This window comes from Streptosporangium sandarakinum (assembly GCF_050942225.1).
GTDB classification, from domain to species: Bacteria; Actinomycetota; Actinomycetes; order Streptosporangiales; family Streptosporangiaceae; genus Streptosporangium; species Streptosporangium nondiastaticum.
In genome coordinates, this window is the sequence record NZ_CP192034.1 from 7,447,367 (window position 1) to 7,466,244 (window position 18,878).

At 63.5% G+C, this 18,878-nt stretch carries 19 protein-coding genes; 12 read left to right on the forward strand and 7 right to left on the reverse strand.

Annotated elements, in window-relative coordinates:
* Nucleotides 1-27: 27 nt before the first annotated feature.
* The 5 genes from ACQP10_RS34125 to ACQP10_RS34145 are packed head-to-tail and all read right to left on the reverse strand — an operon-like array spanning nt 28 to nt 2,812.
* Nucleotides 28-168, reverse strand: a complete 141-nt coding sequence (locus ACQP10_RS34125; protein ID WP_433540380.1) for a hypothetical protein — start codon at nt 166-168, stop codon at nt 28-30.
* Nucleotides 165-341 (reverse strand): hypothetical protein, encoded by a 177-nt coding sequence (locus ACQP10_RS34130; protein WP_433540381.1) that lies wholly within the window; start codon nt 339-341, stop codon nt 165-167. The genes ACQP10_RS34125 and ACQP10_RS34130 overlap by 4 nt, the downstream gene beginning before the upstream one ends.
* Nucleotides 342-361: 20 nt before the next feature.
* The gene (locus ACQP10_RS34135; protein WP_433540382.1) at nt 362-1,033 is read right to left on the reverse strand and encodes a DUF2637 domain-containing protein; all 672 of its coding nucleotides are present in this window, start codon (nt 1,031-1,033) and stop codon (nt 362-364) included.
* A 31-nt stretch (nt 1,034-1,064) separates the two neighbouring features.
* Entirely contained in the window at nt 1,065-2,441 is a 1,377-nt protein-coding gene (locus tag ACQP10_RS34140; protein WP_433540383.1) for an FtsK/SpoIIIE domain-containing protein, read from the reverse strand.
* Nucleotides 2,438-2,812 carry a hypothetical protein gene (locus ACQP10_RS34145; protein ID WP_433540384.1) on the reverse strand — a complete coding sequence of 125 codons (375 nt, stop codon included), beginning with the start codon at nt 2,810-2,812 and terminating at the stop codon, nt 2,438-2,440. Before ACQP10_RS34145 ends, ACQP10_RS34140 begins: the two co-directional genes overlap by 4 nt.
* Nucleotides 2,813-3,000: 188 nt before the next feature.
* Here ACQP10_RS34145 and ACQP10_RS34150 point away from each other — a divergent pair, with 188 nt between their 5' ends.
* The 4 genes from ACQP10_RS34150 (at nt 3,001) to ACQP10_RS34165 (ending at nt 5,453) form a co-directional block, all read left to right on the forward strand.
* A complete protein-coding gene (locus tag ACQP10_RS34150) occupies nt 3,001-3,366 on the forward strand; it encodes a winged helix-turn-helix domain-containing protein (protein ID WP_433540385.1) in 366 nt (121 codons plus the stop codon).
* A gap of 568 nt (nt 3,367-3,934) precedes the next feature.
* The gene (locus tag ACQP10_RS34155) at nt 3,935-4,684 is read left to right on the forward strand and encodes an AAA family ATPase (protein WP_433540386.1); all 750 of its coding nucleotides are present in this window, start codon (nt 3,935-3,937) and stop codon (nt 4,682-4,684) included.
* Nucleotides 4,681-5,274: a guanylate kinase gene (locus ACQP10_RS34160; RefSeq protein ID WP_433540387.1), complete on the forward strand. Its 594-nt coding sequence runs from the start codon at nt 4,681-4,683 to the stop codon at nt 5,272-5,274. Before ACQP10_RS34155 ends, ACQP10_RS34160 begins: the two co-directional genes overlap by 4 nt.
* Nucleotides 5,271-5,453, forward strand: coding sequence for a hypothetical protein (locus ACQP10_RS34165; RefSeq protein ID WP_433540388.1), 183 nt, complete (start codon nt 5,271-5,273; stop codon nt 5,451-5,453). Before ACQP10_RS34160 ends, ACQP10_RS34165 begins: the two co-directional genes overlap by 4 nt.
* Before the next feature lie 262 nt (nt 5,454-5,715).
* Here ACQP10_RS34165 and ACQP10_RS34170 read toward each other — a convergent pair whose 3' ends face one another.
* Together ACQP10_RS34170 and ACQP10_RS34175 are read right to left on the reverse strand one after the other, a co-directional pair.
* Nucleotides 5,716-6,003 carry a hypothetical protein gene (locus ACQP10_RS34170; RefSeq protein WP_433540389.1) on the reverse strand — a complete coding sequence of 96 codons (288 nt, stop codon included), beginning with the start codon at nt 6,001-6,003 and terminating at the stop codon, nt 5,716-5,718.
* A complete protein-coding gene (locus ACQP10_RS34175; protein ID WP_433540390.1) occupies nt 5,991-6,317 on the reverse strand; it encodes a hypothetical protein in 327 nt (108 codons plus the stop codon). Before ACQP10_RS34175 ends, ACQP10_RS34170 begins: the two co-directional genes overlap by 13 nt.
* A gap of 177 nt (nt 6,318-6,494) precedes the next feature.
* Between ACQP10_RS34175 and ACQP10_RS34180 the strand changes: the two genes are divergently transcribed.
* The 8 genes from ACQP10_RS34180 to ACQP10_RS34215 all read left to right on the forward strand — a co-directional run bounded on the left by ACQP10_RS34180 (nt 6,495) and on the right by ACQP10_RS34215 (nt 18,782).
* Nucleotides 6,495-6,731: a GntR family transcriptional regulator gene (locus ACQP10_RS34180; protein ID WP_392573269.1), complete on the forward strand. Its 237-nt coding sequence runs from the start codon at nt 6,495-6,497 to the stop codon at nt 6,729-6,731.
* A gap of 155 nt (nt 6,732-6,886) precedes the next feature.
* Complete coding sequence (locus ACQP10_RS34185) at nt 6,887-7,441, forward strand: hypothetical protein (protein ID WP_433540391.1); 555 nt, start codon at nt 6,887-6,889, stop codon at nt 7,439-7,441.
* Between the two features lie 526 nt (nt 7,442-7,967).
* The gene (locus ACQP10_RS34190; protein ID WP_433540392.1) at nt 7,968-8,210 is read left to right on the forward strand and encodes a hypothetical protein; all 243 of its coding nucleotides are present in this window, start codon (nt 7,968-7,970) and stop codon (nt 8,208-8,210) included.
* Between the two features lie 6 nt (nt 8,211-8,216).
* On the forward strand, nt 8,217-11,480 hold the full coding sequence (locus ACQP10_RS34195; RefSeq protein ID WP_433540393.1) for a helicase-related protein: 3,264 nt from the start codon (nt 8,217-8,219) through the stop codon (nt 11,478-11,480).
* On the forward strand, nt 11,477-12,142 hold the full coding sequence (locus tag ACQP10_RS34200; RefSeq protein WP_433540394.1) for a DUF4391 domain-containing protein: 666 nt from the start codon (nt 11,477-11,479) through the stop codon (nt 12,140-12,142). Before ACQP10_RS34195 ends, ACQP10_RS34200 begins: the two co-directional genes overlap by 4 nt.
* Nucleotides 12,143-12,173: 31 nt before the next feature.
* Nucleotides 12,174-14,048, forward strand: a complete 1,875-nt coding sequence (locus tag ACQP10_RS34205; protein WP_433540395.1) for a site-specific DNA-methyltransferase — start codon at nt 12,174-12,176, stop codon at nt 14,046-14,048.
* A 5-nt stretch (nt 14,049-14,053) separates the two neighbouring features.
* Nucleotides 14,054-17,131, forward strand: a complete 3,078-nt coding sequence (locus ACQP10_RS34210; RefSeq protein ID WP_433540396.1) for a type III restriction-modification system endonuclease — start codon at nt 14,054-14,056, stop codon at nt 17,129-17,131.
* A gap of 97 nt (nt 17,132-17,228) precedes the next feature.
* Nucleotides 17,229-18,782 (forward strand): CBS domain-containing protein, encoded by a 1,554-nt coding sequence (locus ACQP10_RS34215; RefSeq protein ID WP_433540397.1) that lies wholly within the window; start codon nt 17,229-17,231, stop codon nt 18,780-18,782.
* The last annotated feature ends 96 nt before the right edge of the window (nt 18,783-18,878 follow it).

Genomic DNA, 18,878 nt, shown 5'->3' on the forward strand with positions numbered 1-18,878 from the left:
TGTGGTCACGCCGGGGGCGCCAAGGGCTCAGCAGAAGCCGAGGCCCTCGCAGTGCTCGCAGGTCTCGCCGTAGCCGTCGACGCCGGTCCCGCCGCAGTGGCAGCACTGCCAGCGCTGGGGAGCGATGCCGGGGAGTTCGGCGGTCGGGGCGTTGGGGTCGTCGGTCATGTGATCCATCTCCCGGTGTCGCGTCTGGGGGCGGTGTTGAGGAACACCCGCCAGGTATGAGGCCGCTCGCGCAGCTTCATGAGCGGCGATATCTGCTGGATCGGCAGGAGCGTGCGGATGGTGTTGGCGGCGTGGACGACTTCGGCGTAGGTGCCGTCGATGCGGATGCGCATGGGGGTTCTCCTTCAGGGGTTCAGGCGGGGTCGGGTTGCTCGTGTAGGGCGTGGAGCAGGTCTGCGGCGAGCTGGTTGGACACGCCGAGGCGGGCGCGCAGGGTGTCGCGGGTGATAGGCCGGCCGTGCCGGGCGTGGTGTTCGGCGGCCACCCGGCGGGCGTAGTCGACGAGTTCACCGGTCGGCCCGCTGTCACCGCGGTCGCTGGGCGGTTCGGTCCGGGCCGGTACGGCGGGGCCGGGTGAGGGGACGAGCGCGGCGGGTTCGGCCGCGGGTTCCGGGGTCGGTTCGGGTCGAGGGGCCGAAGCGCGCCGTTCGAGCATGGAGACGGCGATGAGGAAGGCGCCGGCCGGGGTCGCGGCGCAGATCCATCCCCAGGGGGTCGGCTCGGCCTGGGCGAGGTTGGCGGCCAGGGACAGGGTGATTCCGCCGACGAGGACGAGGGTGGGCCAGGAGATCCAGCCGTCCGGGCGGCGGCCGGTCTTGCGGTCGCGCTGGCGTTCCCAGGCGGCCATGACGCAGGTGAGATCGACGCAGACGGCCACGGCCCACGCCATCGGCCCGTTCTGGCCGTGTTCGGTGGCGGTGTCGCGGATGTGGGTGAAGCTGCCCGCTCCGGCGATGAGCGCGAGGATCAGCACCGGTCCGGCGTCGGCGAGCCGTACGGCCAGCCGGGGCCTGCTCGTGGTCATCGTTACCTCCTTCCGGTGGGGTCGAGGGGGTTCAGGCGGCGAGTTCGGGGGTGTCGTCGGTGGCGGGCAGCTCGTGGCCGAGGCCGGAGGCGGCCACCTGGCTCCAGGAAGGGGTCAGATGGGCGTAGGCGGTGGCCGCGTTCTCGGCGGCGTCGGTGGATACGTAGCCGGACCGCGCCCGGTACCAGCGGCCATCGCTGCCGGTGATGACGGCGACGCCAGGCAGCTCCGGCGCGATGGAGCGGGCGGCTACCAGCGCGTCGGGATCGAGGTCGCCGAGGGTCATCACCGCGGTCTCGGGGTCGTTGACCCGGTGGCAGACGCGTCCGCCGATCTGGGCGCGGAGTGCGGTGACGCCGGGGCCGAGGTCGGAGCCGATGCGCTGGCCGGACAGCACGAGGTGGATGCCGAAGGCGCGGCCGAGCTGGGCGATGCGCAGCAGCACGGTAGCCGTCCGGGTGACCTGGTCCTTTTCGGCCTTGTCGGCGGTGAGGTACAGCTCTGCCAGCTCATCGACCAGGACCACGACCGGGATGGGCCTGCATGCGTCGGGGAGTTGCCAGATGTCGCGGACGCCGTAGCGGCGGCAGGCGAGCATTCGGGTGCCCATGACCGCGATGAGGTCGCTGAGCAGGTTGAGGCATTCCTCGCGGGTGGTGGCCAGGGCCGTGAGGCGGTCGGCGTAGGCCGACAGCTCCACTCCGCCCTTGAGGTCGAAGCCGACCAGGGCGACCGGTTGCGGGGCCAGGCCGACGATGAGCGCGTTGATCAGGTTGGACTTGCCCGACTGGGTGGCGCCGGCGTTCATCCAGTGCGGGATGAGCCGGAAGTCCATCCGCCAGGCCGCGCCGGTCTCCAGCACCCCGACGACGGGGCGAAGCAGGTCCTCAGCCCGCCAGCCGTCTCGGGGCTCCGTCGGGGGTACGGCCGACGCGACGTGGGCCAAAGGGTCGCGGGTGATCCCTTGGAGGGTGACGCGGCCGGGCCGGGAGCCGACGACGCGCACGGCCTCGATGCGCCAGGCGTGCGCGAGCCGTTCGCAGACCTTGGCGTAGTCGTCGGGTACCTGTCCGTCGAGGAGGTGGAAGGTGACGCGGAAGCCATTGCGGGTGGGGTAGGGCAGGCCCATCCAGGGCTTGGTGTCGACCTCGACCCGCTGGAAGCGCCGCCGGACCCGGACGACACCGGTCGAGGCGACGAGGTTGGGGATGACGGTGAACCACCAGCGGCGGCGCTTCTTGGTCAGCCCGCAGCCGGAGGCCACGTGCCGCCAGGACCAGCGCAGCCATAGGGCTTTGCGCGGGAAGACCAGGACGTACCAGTAGGAGACCGGCGCCCAGCGCCGCCAGAGGATCAGGACGAGCAGGGCGGCGAGGACCTTGAGCAGGGGGTGGCCGAGGTCGATCACAGGTCCGCCCCCGTTCTGACCGGAGCCACCGGAGCGGCCGGGGCGCTGTAGCCGGCGGAGGTGGCGGGCAGGAAGGAGGCGGCCCGGTAGGCGATGCCCCAGCGGCCGGCCTGCTCCCAGACGTAGCCGACCAGGTTGACCGGGATGATCTCCTCGCCCGCGGTGATCTGCGGTTCGGGGGTGGTGGTGACCTTGACCAGCTCCATGCGGTTGAACTCGTCCTCGATGAGGAGGGTGAGTTCGTACATGACGTTGCCGTCCTTGTCGCGCTTGATCTCGCCGGTGTCCCTGCTGACGAGGCGGGGCTTGGGCGGCTTGACGCAGGTGATCTGGAGCTTGGAGACGTCGACGGGGATGGGGATGGTGCGCATGGCTGATGTCCTTTGCTCGGGTGAGATGGTGGAACTCTTAGAATACATGGAACGCTTGGAATTCTAAGTTGTCAAGGAGTGCTTTGGCGTCCTGGTTGGTTTCTTTGCCGGGCTGTGCTCAACTGGAGATGAAGCAAAGTGGAGCAAGACGAAGCACTGTGAAGCGCGACGAAGCGAGACGAACGCCGATGGTGGAGAAGACCGGCCGACCGGCCTACCTGCAGATCGTCGACGAGCTGCGCGGGCAGATCCGCGCCGGCTCTCTGCAACCCGGTGCCGCTCTGCCGTCCACCGCTCAGCTCTGCGAGCGCTTCGACGTCTCCGCCAGCGTGATCAAAGCCGCGATCAGCGTCCTAAGGACCGAAGGGCTCGTAATCGGCCAGCAGGGCAAGGGGGTGTTCGTCCGCCAGGCCCCCGCCGAGCCGTCCGAGCCGGTCGCCCCGGAAGTGGCGTCGGAGATCCTGGAGCAGCTCACCCAGATGCGCCACTCGCTCAAGCAGATGGGGGACCGTCTCTCCGCTCTGGAGGCGAGAGTCTTCGAAGAGCGAGGCTGATCTCGCCGAGCCGGCACGCCAGCTCATCCAGCTCCGCCCGGATCGCGTTCAACTCCCAGACGATGCGCTGAGGGTCCGGAATCATCGCTTCCTCCCCTTGGTCGGTGGTGTCCTTACCGCCTTGCGGCGTGACCTAATTCCACCGTGAGCTGCGGCTTCCCGGTATCACGTCGAGCTGGTTAAGCTTCTTCAGCTGCTCTCAACGTCCATTTACACGAGCGTTTTCACATGCACGACCGCACACCGCGCACGACCCTCCATAGCGTGAAGGCGAAGGTATGCAATGAAGACGACCCAGCGCCCCGGCTGGACCCCTTCCCGCCTGCGGGAACACCGTGAAGCCCACGGCCTGACCCTAGAGGCCGCAGGCGAACGGCTCCGCCAGGCGGCCGGCCGTCACGGCCTCGCCGTACCGGCCGCCAACTTCCAGACCATCTGGTCACACGAGCAAGGCGCCGTCTATCCAGGCCCGCATTACCGGCGCGCATATTGCCTGCTTTACCAGGCCACCGAGCCCGAACTTGGCTTTCGACCCCCCTTGCCCGGTGAATCCCAGAAAGCGGAAATCATGATTTCCGATTTGCCCGCGCCCGCCGACCCCGCCGCGGACAACGCCGCCGCCCAGGTCATCGAGGAAGCCTTCACCAAGGTCTCCGTCGACGACATCGCGGCCGGCTCCCCGCAGGCCCTACTTCGCAACCGGGTGGTCGACGCCTGGCGGCGGCGCCACGGCGGCGGCAGCCCCAAGCCCATCCTCGTCCTCGTCGGCGGATACGCCGGATCGGGCAAGACCGAGTTCTCCCGCTTCCTGTCCGACATCACCGGCTGGGCGTTCCTGGACAAGGACTCCCTGACCCGCTGCATCGTGGAACGGCTGCTCATCTCCCTCGGCGGCGACCCCCACGACCGCCACACCGAGCTGTATCTCAAGGAGGTCCGCCCGTTCGAGTACCGGTGCCTGATGGAGACCGCATGGGACAACCTCAAGGTCGGCACCTCGGCCATCCTGTCGGCCCCCTTCATCGCCGAACTCAAGGACGCGGAGTGGTTCGCCCGGCTGGAGAACCGGTGCGCGGCCAAGGGCGTGGACGTGGCCGCGATCTGGGTCCGCTGCGATCCCGAGTCGATGCGGGAGTACATCGAGTTCCGCGGCGCCGCCCGGGACGCCTGGAAGCTGGAGAACTGGGAGCAGTACGTAGCCGGCCTGGACGTCGAGACCAGTCCGCCCACCGCCCACGTCACCGTCGACAACCGGCTCGGGTCAGCAATCAGTCTCGCCGACCAGACCCGCGAAGCCCTCAAGCGGATCTTGTCGTGAGCCCGGCCGGAGTCGTTCTGTACGGCCCGCCGGCCAGCGGCAAGGACACCATCACCACCGCCCTCACCCGAGCCGATCCGCGGTTCGTATTGCTGCCCAAGCTCAAGGTCGGCACCGGCCGCGCCCAGGGGTACGAGTTCATCACCGCCGAACGCCTCACCGAGCTGCGCGCCGCCGGGCGGCTACTGGCCGAGACGCACCGCTACGGCAACGTCTACGCCGTCGACCGGCAGACGATCGCCGAGCTGACCGCCGCCGGAGCCGTACCGGTCACGCACATGGGCAACCTCGCCGACCTGCGCCGCCTCGTCGGCCGCGAGCCGGACGGATGGCTTCGCGTACTGCTGTGGGTACCGCGCGAGGTCACCGCCCAGCGCTCCCGGGACCGCGGCGACGCCGACACCGAGCGGCGCCTTGCCGCGTGGGACGAGACCCTCACCGACCTTGAGACCGCCGCGGACGCGGGATTCTTTCACCTGCGCCTCCACACCGACCGCATCAGCGCCGAGGCCGCCGCCAAGGGGATCATGGGCGCCTATGACCGGTTGCGCACGGCCGGGCGCTCTCGCGAGGAGGCGCACCCCCGGTGAGCCGCGCCGCCACCTCCGGCGGGATCAGGTCCAGCCGCCACCAGGTCCCGCAGCCGGCGCACCGCGCGCCGGTCCATACCCCGTCCGGGGTCGACGTCCACGACACCGAGCCGTGCGGGCAGCCGTCGGAGGAGAGCCGGTCCGTCACCCCTCCGTCTCCTCTCACGGTGGCCGCCTGACCGCCAGATGTCTCGCGCTTCCCCCGCCCCTGCCGGGCCGGCGGTGTCTCCTCGGATGGTCGGCCCCGTCTACGGGGAACGCGCAGAGCGGTGACCGACGGGGGCGACGGACACCGCTCCCGGGGCCGACATCGAGACCGAGTCACCATTGGGGACGGCCGACGAGGGGCGGGGGAAGTCTGGGGGCCGGGAGCCGTGTGGGACGGGTTCCCGGCAGGCGGGGCGGCGAGATCCCCTCCGTTCTCGCCGCCCCGCCCGTCTTTCAGCAGGCGTGCCCGGACAGCAGCGCCGTCCAGGTGGCCTGAGCTTCCGCGATCGAAACGGGCGTGGTCTCCTGGATATGGGGCGCGCCGTCGAGCTGGACCGTCCGGCGCAGGAACGCCCGCCCACCACCGACGCACAACTCGTAAACCGTCGCCCGGCATGAGCAAGTCCAGGCCACCGGCCGCACCCGCACCAGCGACCGGCACGGCGCCCGCCACACCAACCGCTCACAGCCGTGCTGCGGCCTTGCCGCGTGCGGGCTCAGGCAGTGGCTCACTGCGGGCATGCGCTGCGCTCTTCCGGCCGCGCCGGGTGCTCGCGGCGCAGGTCGGCATAGCGGAGGGCGACCCGTTGGGCGGCCTGGACGGGTTCCAGCGCCGAGTGCCAGGCGTAGATCGGGCGGCGCTGGCGGGCGTTCCATTCGGTGCGCCACCAGAAGCGCCGTCCATCGCACCAGACGAGCAGATCGGCCCACACCGACACCACCGCCAGGCCGTATCCATCGTGAACATCTGCGGTGATCTCATGCTCGGCCAGGGCGGTGCGGAGCGCCTCGGCGGCATCCACCGGCCCTACCTCACCCACGAAAAGCGCGGTCACGCCTCACCTCCTGTCGCTCACTGACTCACCATGCGGCGGCATGGGCAGACTCATTCACGGCCCCAGATCCGGCCGCCGCATGACACGACAGTAGGTCAACCTGTCCTATCCTGTCTACACCATTCCTAGGAATTGCTGTTCTATGTTCGCAGGTAGAGGCATACCTAGAGTCGTCTTGTGATCGAATGGGACCCCAGGCTCTACAAGTGGGAGCAGATAGCGAAGATTGTTGCCGAGCGCATCGAAGACGGCACCTATCCGCCCCTGACCCTGATCTCCGAGGTGAAGCTTCAGGAGGAGTTCGACGTCGCCCGGGTCACCGTCCGCAAGGCGATGGAGGCCCTGCGCGAGCAAGGGCTGATCACGACCAAACCGGGCAAGGGATCGATCGTCACCCCGGCCGACGGTTCATAGGCGCGCGAGCACCGATGCTCCTTCACGTTCTTGATGACCCCTCCGGACTCTCGCCACGAGCGCAACGGTTCCTCCGGGAGAAAGGCCGGCGTGAATGGGGACCGACTGCCGAGGAGCTGCGTAAGCACTGGGAACGGCACGGCAGGACCGGCCCCTTGGTCGACCTGATGGTGGACTACCAGGCCCGGTGGGGTGGTCTCGCCCTCCCTGAACTGGCTGTGCCTCTCTATGACGGTGGTATAGCCGTCATGTCCACAGACGACCCGGGTGACATCGAGGGCGTGGATCCGTGCTTCAGCGCGGGCACGGATCACTACTCCGTCGCTCACTGGTTCTGTGTCGACCTTCAGGGCCGGTTCGGCATCCTGTACGAGGACTGGGTACCGCTGCACTCCTCCGTGTCCGGATGGATCGAGGCGTACGCCCTCGCCGATGCAGCACAGAGGATGCACAGGGTCGAAGTGTGGAAGGGCGGGGAAGCCGCTAACCGAGCACGGGCTCTCATAGACGCTCTGCCAGAGCTGACCGCGGTTTCCGAGGTCGAAGGACTTGCCGACAACTGGTGGCAGGGTGACGGAGCGTTACTCGCCGTCTATGAGGGTGAGGCCAAGGTGTTCCGGAACGAAGAGGCAGCCTTCGCCGCCCTGTATGCCGAGACAGCGCAACGAGCCGAAGAACTCCGAGTCACGCTCCACAGCATCGATCCCTGACCCCTCGACCCACAGGCCTGTCATGCAGCAGGCCGACACGGACAACCCGATCAGATCAAGATCGTCAAGGTCTCGGTTCGCGGATGAGAACTTTCTCTACGTCTTCAAGGGCGGTCCGCTTCGCGGCCCGCCGCGCGTGGACGGTCACCGGCCGCGCTGCGGCTCTTCGGCCGGTCGCGACCGGCGCCGCCCACGCGCCAGGTCCATCAGAGAACGCCTTGAGACAAAGGTCTTTCGGCAGTCATGGCGATCCCCGTAAGGCTGCCGCACCGCTTCCGTTCCTCGGGCCTTGACGGCCCTGCGGTACGGGTCGGTTTGCCATCGAACAAGCTTGCGATCTGGCCGTAAGACCTCCGGAGGATGGAGACGCTCAACCATCGAGTGACCGTCCGGCGCGCGTGTAGCGCAGTGTCGTTGTAACGATCGCCATCATTTTCCCGGAGTAGCCGACCGGTCCCTGCTGCACCATTCATCATGAGGCTGTGACCAATGGATGGCCACCGAATGGCGCACGGTAGGATGCCCCATGCCCGAAGTCGTTCATCGCTGGCCACCAGCCGGGGGCTCCAGCATGGCTAAACCCTGGCCGTCCACTGACGACATTGCCGCCCGCCTCGGCGTCATGAAGGACATGATCTACCAGATCTCAGACAAGGGGATGGCGGCCCACGGGGTCGGACGACTCTGGAAGTTCCAAGCAAGCGGGGTCGACGCCTGGGCACTCAGCGGTAGCCCGGTACCTGGAAGCTCACAGGGCGAAGTGGAGTGAGCCCAGATGCGGATCATCGACAACGTCAACGAACTGCTCGGGGATGACCTCAAGGCCGAAATCGGCCCGGGAACGAAACTGCGGATCGCGGCGTCAACCTTCTCGATCTTCGCGTTCGAGGCGCTACGCAAGGAGTTGGAACGGATCGAGGAGTTGGAATTCATCTTCACCTCCCCCTCGTTCGTGACTACAAAAGCCACCGACCGGCTACCCAAGGAGCGACGAGAGTTCTTCATCCCGCATGGGCGGAACGGGGAGTCAATCTTGTACGGCTCCGAATTCGAGATCCGCCTACGTAATAAGATGACCCAGCGGGCAATTGCGCGCGAGTGTGCGGAGTGGGTGCGCCGCAAGGTCCGCTTCCGATCAAACAAGACCGGTGCGCCGATGCAGCAATTTGCGATCCTTGGCGACAAGGCGGCTTACCTGCCGCTCCAAGGATTCACTTCGGCCGACCTCGGTTACGAGCGCGGCAATGCCGTGTCGAACATGGTCACCAAGGTTGACGACGCACCAATGACGTCACAGTACGTCCAGCTCTTCGATCAAATCTGGCACAACGCTGACCAGCTCGACGACGTGACGGATGCCGTATATGACCACATTGCCTCCGTGTATGCAGAGAACTCTCCTGCTCGCATCTACTTTTTGATCCTTTATAATCTATTCGCCGAGTTTCTCGACGACGTCAGCGAGGACACGCTGCCCAATAACCTAACCGGTTACCAGGACAGTGCGATTTGGAAGAGTCTCTACAACTTCCAACGAGACGCCGCGACGGGCATCATTAACAAGCTTGAGACGTACAACGGCTGCATCCTCGCCGACAGCGTAGGGTTGGGGAAGACGTTCACTGCGCTGGCCGTTATCAAGTACTACGAGCTGCGCAACAAGTCTGTCCTGGTGCTGGCCCCGAAAAAGCTGGCGGAGAACTGGACGAACTATAACGCGAACCTGACAACGAACATCTTCGCATCCGACCGGTTCAACTATGACGTGCTCGCCCACACCGATCTGTCACGCACGAAGGGCGAGTCGCTGGGCATCCCCCTGGACCGCGTGAACTGGGGCAACTATGACCTCGTCGTCATCGACGAGAGCCACAACTTCCGCAATGCGGACTTCACCACCGAGAAGGAGACCCGCTACCAGCGGCTGATGCGGCAGGTCATTCAGCAGGGCGTGAAGACCAAGGTGCTGATGCTCTCCGCGACGCCCGTGAACAACCACTTCACCGACCTGCGCAACCAGCTCGCGCTCGCCTACGAGGGCGAGTCCCAGAACCTCTCGGCGAAGCTCGACATCTCCACGAGCGTCGAAGAGGTGTTTCGCCAGGCGCAACGGGTGTTCAATGAGTGGTCTAAGCTGCCCGCTGAGCAGCGCACCACCGACACGATCCTTGCCAAGTTGGACTTCGACTTCTTCGAGTTGCTCGACGCGGTAACAATCGCACGGTCCCGCAAGCACATCCAGGCGTTCTACGACACCTCAGACATCGGCGCGTTCCCCAAGCGGCTCTCGCCTGAGTCGATCCGACCACCGCTGACGGACCTGCCCGGCGTGCCGTCGTTCAACGAGATGTTCGAGCAACTGTCGTCGCTCACCCTTGCCGTATATGCGCCGCTGGCCTATGTGTTCCCGAGCCGGCGCGAGAAGTACGAGCTGCTGTATGATAAGGCAGACAGTGGGAGCCTGGGGAACCTCGGCCACGCGAACCGTGAGCTCGGCATCCAGAAGCTCATGACGGTGAACCTGCTCAAGCGGCTTGAGAGTTCAGTCGAGGCCTTCCGGATCACCCTCACCAAGCTCGCCTCCACTGTCGAACAGGCGATCCAGGCGATCGACAATCATTCCGCTTCTGTCGCAGACCTGACTGCGCAGATTGGTGACCTGGAAGCCGACGACGATGACTTTGAGTTGCCGACCAGCAACACGGTCGGCACAAGGGTGCAGATCGAGCTTGACGACATCGATATCGAGTCCTGGCATCGCGACCTTGTCCACGACGCTGGTGTCATCGACGAACTGCTCACCGGGGTCAGCGTCATCACCCCACAGGACGACCTAAAGCTCCAAGCATTGAGGCAGCGCATCCAGGACAAGATTGCCATGCCGATCAATGCCGGCAATCGCAAGGTGCTCATCTTCTCGGCGTTCGCTGACACTGCCGCCTACCTCTACCGCGAACTCGCTCCGGAACTCGAACGTGCCGGTCTGCACTCTGCGGTGGTGACCGGCAGCGGTGCACCTCGCACCACCCTCGGTAAGGGCTTTGCCTTCCAACAGGTCCTGACGCTGTTCTCACCAAGGTCGAAGTCCCGTGACCTTGTGCTACCTAACGAGAAACGCGACATCGATGTGCTAATCGGCACCGACTGTATCAGCGAAGGCCAGAACCTCCAGGACTGCGACTACTTGATCAACTACGACATCCACTGGAACCCGGTCCGTATTATCCAGCGGTTCGGCCGCATCGACCGCATCGGCTCGACGAACGCGCAGATCCAACTCGTGAACTTCTGGCCCGATATCTCGCTGGACGAGTACATCAACCTCAAGGACCGCGTCGAGAACCGCATGGTCATCGCCGACCTCGCCGCGACTGCTGACGACAACGTGCTCACCCAGGAGTCCAGCGACACGGCTTTCCGCAAGGAGCAGCTGCGTAAGCTCCAGGAAGAGGTCATCGAGCTGGAGGACGTGCGTACCGGCGTGTCCATCACTGACCTTGGCCTCAACGACTTCCGCATGGACCTCCTCGGCTACGTCAAGGAGTACGGCGACCTGGCCGCGTCGCCCAAGGGACTCCATGCCGTCGTGCCAGCGCGACCAGACATGGGGCTGCGACCCGGCGTGCTCTTCGCGCTTCGCAACGTCAATGCCGATGAGACCATCAACCGAGGAAACCGCCTGCACCCGCATTACCTCGTGTATCTCGACAACGACGGCAACGTCATCGCCGACCATACGGAGGTCAAGCATCTGCTGGACCTTATCCGCGCCGGCTGCCGCCTCTACGACGAGCCCGTTATCGAGGTCTGCCGCATCTTCAATTCCGCAACCCATGAAGGTGCGGACATGGACCATTATTCCGACCTGCTCACCGCTGCTATCAGGTCAATGATCGACATCACCGAGGAACGCGATCTCGACAGCCTCTTCAGCGCCGGGCCTACCACTGCCCTCACTCAGACCATCCGCGGGCTCGACGACTTCGAACTGATCGCGTTCCTTGCCGTCGTTGATCCGGCCGCCGGAGTCGTTGGATGAGCGGGCCTCTGTACCGTTGGCCAGCGGCTGCCAAGTTCGGTCGCGTCATCCCCAAAACCAAGTTCTACGAGCACGCCACCATCTCGACCATGGTGCGTGAGAAGTTCGTCAATGAGGTCCAGCGGATCACCTGGGCGTACAAGCTCGCCGACGAGACGATCCACCTCCGCGGCAGCAGTATCCTGCCCGAGATCCAGGTCTTCACTGTCGACGCCAAGGACAACGGCGTGAGTGAAACCGTGCTTACCGCTATCGACAAGGCCGTGCCGTTCCCGATCATCTTCGAAGTCAACCGAGGCACGGGCGGCTACGCCCGAACGTGCATGATTGCCGCTCACAAACAGCTCGAGAGTACGCCGCCACGGTTGAGTACGTACTTCGCGACAGACTGGCTTCCCTCGGACACGCCCCGCGCACCGTTGCCTCCAGCTATCGACCTACCGGGCCTTTACGCAGGTCTCCTGACCCCAATCCTCCCGTTCGCAACCCGTCCTGGGGAGAAAATGTCGGAGGTGATCGACAGGATGGACCAGGCACGCAAGCTCGAACGCGAGATTGCCGACCTGGAGAGGCGAATCCGAAGCGAACCACAACTCAACCGCAAGGTCGAGCTGCGCCGACAGCTTCGCGACCGGATCACTGCGCTTGCCGCACTGACTTGACCCCTGCAGCACCGACGACTGAGGACGCCCCATGGAGAAGCTGAGGATGCATTCGCCTGACCTGACCGAACAGAATATCGACAAGATCGCCGGCCTGTTCCCGACGGTTATCACTGAGGGCCTTGATAAAGAGGGAAACCCCAAGAAGGTCATCGACTTCGACCTGCTTCGCCAGGAGCTGTCAGACCATGTGATCGAAGGTCCGCAGGAGCGCTACCAGCTCGACTGGCCGGGCAAGCGCGAGGCACTCTTCGCGGCGAACGCGCCGATCGCCAAGACGCTGCGTCCCGTCCGCGAGGAGTCCGTTGACTTCGATACCACCCAAAACCTCTTCATCGAAGGAGACAACCTCGACGCCCTCAAGCTCCTCCAGGAGTCCTACCTCGGTAAGGTCAAGCTCATCTATATCGATCCACCCTACAACACCGGCAATGACTTCGTATATGACGATGACTTCGCTGAGTCGACCGAGGAATACCTAGCAAAGTCTGGTCAGGTCGACGACTCGGGGAACCGGCTCGTAGCCAACACGGAGTCCAATGGGAGGTTCCATTCTGACTGGCTCAGCATGATGTACCCGCGACTTAAGCTCGCGCGGAACCTGCTGGCCGAAGATGGCGTGATCGCAATAAGCATCGATGACAATGAGGTCGCTGGCCTTCGATTGCTGTGCGATGAGGTGCTGGGCTCCGCCTCCTTCCTTGGCGTCCTCACCTGGCGGCGGCGCCCGACATCGGACAGTCGGAACTACAGTCGTATCTCCGTGGATCACGAGTACGTATTGATATACGGCCGGACGCAAGCAGCCAGATTCCGAGGTCGCAACATCGACGAGTCCAAGTACAAGAACCCGGATAATGACCCACGGGGACCGTGGACTAGCGAAAATCTCACAGGCTTGGCAAGTGCAGATGCTCGCCCCAACCTTCACTATGACATTGTCAACCCTGTAACAGGATTGAGCTACCCGCCGAGCCCAAGCCGCGGATGGGCGAAAAGTCGCGAAACTGTAGAGCGACTGATATGTGAGGGTCGAATCCTCTGGCCCTCGTCACCAGACGGTCGCCCACGGGAGAAGAAGTTCCTGCGAGAGCTTCAGTCCAACGTGACTGGATTCTCAACCTGGCTGAGTTCAGAAGACATTGGCTTTAACTACATGGCCACACGCGATGTCCGAGACTTGCTCGGGGCGAAGGTCTTTGACTTCCCCAAGCCGGTCGCCCTGATCGAACAACTATGTGCGCAAGTCACTGCCGACGATGACCTCGTGCTCGACTTCTTCGCCGGTGCTTCTACCACCGCTCAAGCAGTCTTGCGAAGCAATGCCAACGACGGAGGCGACCGTCGCTTCATCATGGTCCAGCTCGCTGAGCCGTGCGCGCCGGGATCGGAGGCGGCCAAGGCTGGCTACGCCAACATCGCTGATCTCTCGAAAGAACGAATTCGTCGTTGTGCGCGGAGAGTCGCTGAGGACGCTGGCCTTGTTTCACAAGAGCTTGACTTGGGTTTCCGCGTACTGCGGGTTGACTCCACGAACCTAACGGACGTCTTGCGCACCCCCGATGCGCTTGGTCAGAGCGAACTGGACCTCTACGTGGACAGCGTGAAGCCTGACCGCACGGGCGAGGATCTTTTGTTCCAGGTGCTTCTGGATTGGGGGCTCGAGTTGACGATGCCGATCATCATCGAGCAAATTGACGGTTACGAGGCATTTGTCGTCGAGGACGGCGCTCTGATCGCGTGCTTCGACACCGAGGTGAGTCCTGCCGCCGTGCGCGAGGTTGCGAGCAGGGAGCCGTTGCGTGTGGTCTTCCGCGACTCGGGTTTCGCTACGGACGCTGACCGCATCAACGTCGAACAGGTGTTCAAGGAGGTTTCGCCCGCGACTGATGTGAAGGCGATTTGAGCCCGATGAAGCTCCAGTTCAAGATTCAGCAGTACCAGACCGAGGCCGTGGACGCGGTCGTCGGCTGCTTCGCTGGTCAGCAGCGTGACGCTGGCGTGTCCTATCGGATCGATCCTGGCCGTCGTGCGAAATCTGTTCAGCCGACGCTTGAGTTTCCTGAAACGTCGGACTCGGGGCTGCGGAACGCAGAGATTACACTAAGCTCTGCCCGATTGCTGGAGAACATCCAGTCCGTGCAGCAGAGTCGGAACTTACCGCTGTCGAAAGCGCTCGTTCCGAGCAAGGCTGCGTCGACCCCGAACACACCGAATCTCGACATCGAGATGGAGACGGGGACTGGTAAGACCTACGTCTACATCAAGACCATCATGGAGCTAAAAAAGCGCTACGGCTGGTCGAAGTTCATCGTCGTGGTCCCGAGCGTGGCGATTCGCGAGGGTGTGAAGAAGTCGTTCGACATCACCGCGGAGCACTTCCAGAAGATCTACGGCACCAAACCGCGCTCCTTCATCTACAACTCGTCACAGTTGCACGAGCTGGAACGATTTAGCTCCGACGCCGGTGTGCAGGTGATGATTATCAACATTCAGGCGTTCAATGCCACAGGCAAGGACAACCGGCGTATCTATGACGTACTGGACGACTTCCAGTCGCGTCGGCCGATCGACGTGATCAGCGCGAACCGTCCGATCGTTATTATCGATGAACCACAGAAAATTGGAGCAGTCAAGTCGCTGGAGGCGCTGTCGCGGTTTAACGCTCTGATGGTGCTCCGGTACTCGGCCACCCACAAGGTGGAGCACAACAAGGTCTACCGGCTCGACGCCCTCGACGCATACAACCAGAAGCTTGTAAAGAAGATCTCGGTGCGCGGCATCACCGTAAAGGGTCTAGCCGGCAGCAGCGCCTACCTATACCTGGACGCCATCGAGATCGCCAAGGGCGCCAAGCCGCGTGCTCGGGTCGAACTGGAGGTGCAGACGAAGTCGGGGATCAAACGACAGGTCAAGCGGCTCGACCAGGGAGCGAACCTCCACGACGTCTCTGGCGGCATCGAAGCGTACAAGGGCTTGTTCATCACCGATATCGACGCCAACCGCGACGTGATCGAGCTGAGCAACGGCGACATCGTGATCGCCGGCCAGGTTACTGCGGACGTGACCGAGGAGGCCAAACGGCGTATCCAGATCCGCGAAGTCATCCGTGCCCACCTGGACAAAGAGCGCGAGCTCTTCTCCCAGGGCATCAAGGTGCTGTCGCTGTTTTTCATCGACGAGGTCGCCAAGTACCGCGACTACGACCGCGAGGACACTCTCGGCGACTACGCACGCGTGTTCGTTGAGGAGTACCAGCAGCTGGTAGCCGACGAACTCAGCCAGTTGGCCCTCGACGAGGACACCGAGGTGTACCGACGCCACCTCGAGGCAATCGCGGTCGAGGCGACCCACCAGGGGTACTTCTCGATCGACAAGAAGACCAAGCGCCAGGTCGACGGCGAGGTGAAGAAGACCGGCGACGAGAAGGGGCAGTCCATCGATGTCGATGCCTACGACCTGATCCTGCGCGATAAAGAGCGCTTGCTGTCGTTCGCCGAGCCAGTGCGGTTCATCTTCTCCCACTCCGCTCTGCGAGAGGGATGGGACAACCCCAACGTGTTCGTCATGGGGATGCTCAAGAAGAGCGACAACACGGCCTCCCGCCGACAGGAGATCGGCCGCGGCCTGCGCCTTGCCGTCGACCAACACGGCGAGCGGATGGACAACCCGGTGACCGTGCACGACATCAACGAGCTCACCGTCGTAACCGACGAATCCTACACCGACTTCGTCGCCGGGCTTCAGAAGGAGATCAGCGAGTCTCTCACCGCGCGTCCCCGCAAGGCGAGCGTCAATTATTTCGTCGGCAAGACGTTCACCACCGAGTCCGGAGAAAGCGTCGTCGAGGAAACGCTGGCGAACGCCTTGTACAAGTATCTCGTCAAGAACGACTACATTAATGACGACGACACCATCTCCGACGCTTACAAGGCGGCACGTGACGCGGGCACCCTTGCCGAACCGACGTCGGATGTGCTCAAGCCCGTCATCGACTTCGTCTGGCCGCTCGTCGACGCGCTCTACCTGAACGTCGACTTCATCACCGACGGACGCAAGCCGAAGCGGATCCCACTGAACGAAGAGAACTTCGCCAAGAAGGAGTTCAAGGAGCTGTGGGCCCGCATCAACCACAAAGCGGTCTACCAGGTCGAGTTCGATTCGACGGAGCTGATCGGCAAGTGCGTGACTGCCCTCGACGCCCATCTGAACGTCGCTGCGATGCAGTACGTCGTTCAGTCAGGCCAGCAGCGAGCAGCGCTCGATGCCGACGAGCTGGCGGCCGGGGAAGGGTTTGCGGTGAGTTCCACGAGCACGCACACGGAGACCGTTTCGGCGTCGTCGCAGGTAGAATACGACCTGCTCGGTGAGATCGCCGAAAAGACCCAGCTCACGCGGCGAACAGCCGGCGCGATCCTCAGCCGCATCAAGCCGACGACCTTCGCGAAGTACCGGCAGAACCCTGAACAGTTCATCGCCGAGGGTGCGCGTCTGATTAACGAACAGAAGGCCGCCGTCGTCATAGAGCACCTGACCTACGACACCCTTGCTGAGCGGCACGACACGGCGATCTTTACCGAGAACCAGACCAAGCAGGACTTCACCAAGGTCGGAGAGAAGCTGAAGAAGCACATCTACGACTACGTGGTGACCGACTCCAAGGTCGAGCGCGCGTTCGTGACCGAACTGGACGCCAGCAACGAGGTCGTTGTGTACGCCAAGCTGCCTCGCGGCTTCTTCATCCCGACCCCGGTCGGTGATTACAACCCGGACTGGGCCATCGCGTTCAATGAGGGCACCGTCAAGCACGTTTACTTCGTTGCGGAGACCAAGGGCTCATTGTCCTCGATGCAACTCCGCGGCATCGAGAAAGCCAAGATCGAGTGTGCTCGCAAGTTCTTCGCTGAACTGAACCACAAAAACGACGGGAACGTCACGTACGACGTTGTCAGCGACTACAGCCAGCTCATGCAGCTAGTTGGCACGTAGTCCCTGGGCGCAGAGCGGCCTCCGAATCACCCGTAGGCTGCTCTGCGTCACTGAGCGACCACGCCTCTGCACCATTGATTAAAGGGAGCGGATGTCGATGACCTCACGGGCATGGCTGGTCCGACTCGGCGAGACCGGGCAGCGAGAAAACATCGCCTTGGACGAGGGGCGAGCAATCTTGGGCTGGTCGAAGTTGGGTGATCTTAGCGCCTGCGAGAGCCGGACCGATATCGCAGCGATAGTCAAGGAGAACTACCCCAGCGAGGGAAAAGCAACTCTGTCCAACTGGACGGGACAGTTATGGCGGTTCCTTCACGAAATCCGTGAAGGTGACCTTATCGTGTGCCCATTGAAGACACGGACGGCCGTTGCCGTGGGACGGGTCACCGGGCCATACCACTACCAGAGCGACGCCGATCCCGGTTTCCGCCAGGTACGACCGGTGGAATGGCTGCGTACGGACATCCCTAAAAACGCCATCGAGCAAGACCTACGCAACAGCATGAGTTCCCTGTTGACGGTCTGCGCTCTCAGCCGCTTCGGCGCTCCCCGCCGAATCGCTCATCTCGCTGAGAACGGCGTTGACCCTGGTCCTACGTCGGACGAGATGGCCATGCTGGAAGGCTTCGCTACCCCGCATGAGCTTCTTGACGGAGTGATCGCCAACAGTACAGGGGATCCCATCCGGCTCACCATCCGCGAGTTTCTCAAGCGATGGGGGGTCACCCGTCGTACATCCGAATCAGTGGCCCGCATCGAGGCGGACCTTGTCGCCAAGGGGGTGACGACGCGGCCATCGTTTACCGAAGGATGGTTCGACAACGTTATCGAACTCCTCCCTGTTGGCGAAGAACCCGACAGTACGGCCCAGGTTCTCAGCCAGTCATTGCAGCCCGATGTCGAGGATGCCCCGGATCTGCCCGCAATCACCTTGCAGGTCGGCGTCCTGGAGTCCGCGAACAAAGGTGTGGCCTCCGTTCATTTGGAGGATAAGCTAAGCATCGCCCACACCAAGATGCTGAGCGGTAAGTACTCACAGCTCGCCGTGGTTGACGAGAATGGGACACTGCGCGGAGCGGTGAGCTGGGAGTCCATCGGCAAAGCCTCAATGCGGAAGCAGGAACTCTTCACCGTCTCCGACGTGGTCGATCGGACCGTCCGCTCCGTCGATCATCATGAAGACCTGCTGAGCCAGGTGACCGAGATCTACGAAAAGGGGTACGTCTTTGTCTGTGACTCGGACAAGAAGGTGATCGGGATCATCACCGCGGCCGACCTGACACAGCAGTTCGGCCATCTGGCCCGGCCCTTCGTCCTGGTGGAGGAGGCCGAGCGGCGACTGCGGAGGCGTGCGAACGAGGTCTTCACTGTCGATGAACTCCGACAGGCCGCGCCTAAACACCTGGCCGCCAAGGTCAGCTCAGCGAACGACCTGATGCTTGGGGCGTACAAGTATCTGCTCGCGCCTCCCCCGCACTGGGACCGTCTGGAATGGCCACTCGACCATAAGCTCTTCCTCGACCTGCTGAAACTCATCCAGAATGTTCGTAACGAGCTTATGCACTTCGCTCCCGATCCACTGGACGGAGAGACCCTCACGAGGGTCGAGGGCTTCATCGAGATGCTCCGCATCGTAGATCCACGTCCTTGATGGATTGGCCCCTCGCGTCCGGTCCCGAGTGTTCCGGCATCGACGGAAGCTCAGGTGCGTTTCGAGAACCGCTTGGAGGCCTCGTGTGGCCGTCTC

Coding starts and splice junctions, on each gene's coding strand:
- ACQP10_RS34125 (WP_433540380.1), bottom strand. CDS start 168: ATGACCGACGACCCCAACGCCCCGACCGCCGAACTCCCCGGCATCGCT.
- ACQP10_RS34155 (WP_433540386.1), top strand. CDS start 3,935: ATGATTTCCGATTTGCCCGCGCCCGCCGACCCCGCCGCGGACAACGCC.
- ACQP10_RS34215 (WP_433540397.1), top strand. CDS start 17,229: ATGACCTCACGGGCATGGCTGGTCCGACTCGGCGAGACCGGGCAGCGA.
- ACQP10_RS34205 (WP_433540395.1), top strand. CDS start 12,174: ATGGAGAAGCTGAGGATGCATTCGCCTGACCTGACCGAACAGAATATC.
- ACQP10_RS34200 (WP_433540394.1), top strand. CDS start 11,477: ATGAGCGGGCCTCTGTACCGTTGGCCAGCGGCTGCCAAGTTCGGTCGC.
- ACQP10_RS34190 (WP_433540392.1), top strand. CDS start 7,968: ATGCCCGAAGTCGTTCATCGCTGGCCACCAGCCGGGGGCTCCAGCATG.
- ACQP10_RS34210 (WP_433540396.1), top strand. CDS start 14,054: ATGAAGCTCCAGTTCAAGATTCAGCAGTACCAGACCGAGGCCGTGGAC.
- ACQP10_RS34130 (WP_433540381.1), bottom strand. CDS start 341: ATGCGCATCCGCATCGACGGCACCTACGCCGAAGTCGTCCACGCCGCC.
- ACQP10_RS34135 (WP_433540382.1), bottom strand. CDS start 1,033: ATGACCACGAGCAGGCCCCGGCTGGCCGTACGGCTCGCCGACGCCGGA.
- ACQP10_RS34150 (WP_433540385.1), top strand. CDS start 3,001: ATGGTGGAGAAGACCGGCCGACCGGCCTACCTGCAGATCGTCGACGAG.
- ACQP10_RS34145 (WP_433540384.1), bottom strand. CDS start 2,812: ATGCGCACCATCCCCATCCCCGTCGACGTCTCCAAGCTCCAGATCACC.
- ACQP10_RS34195 (WP_433540393.1), top strand. CDS start 8,217: ATGCGGATCATCGACAACGTCAACGAACTGCTCGGGGATGACCTCAAG.
- ACQP10_RS34170 (WP_433540389.1), bottom strand. CDS start 6,003: ATGCCCGCAGTGAGCCACTGCCTGAGCCCGCACGCGGCAAGGCCGCAG.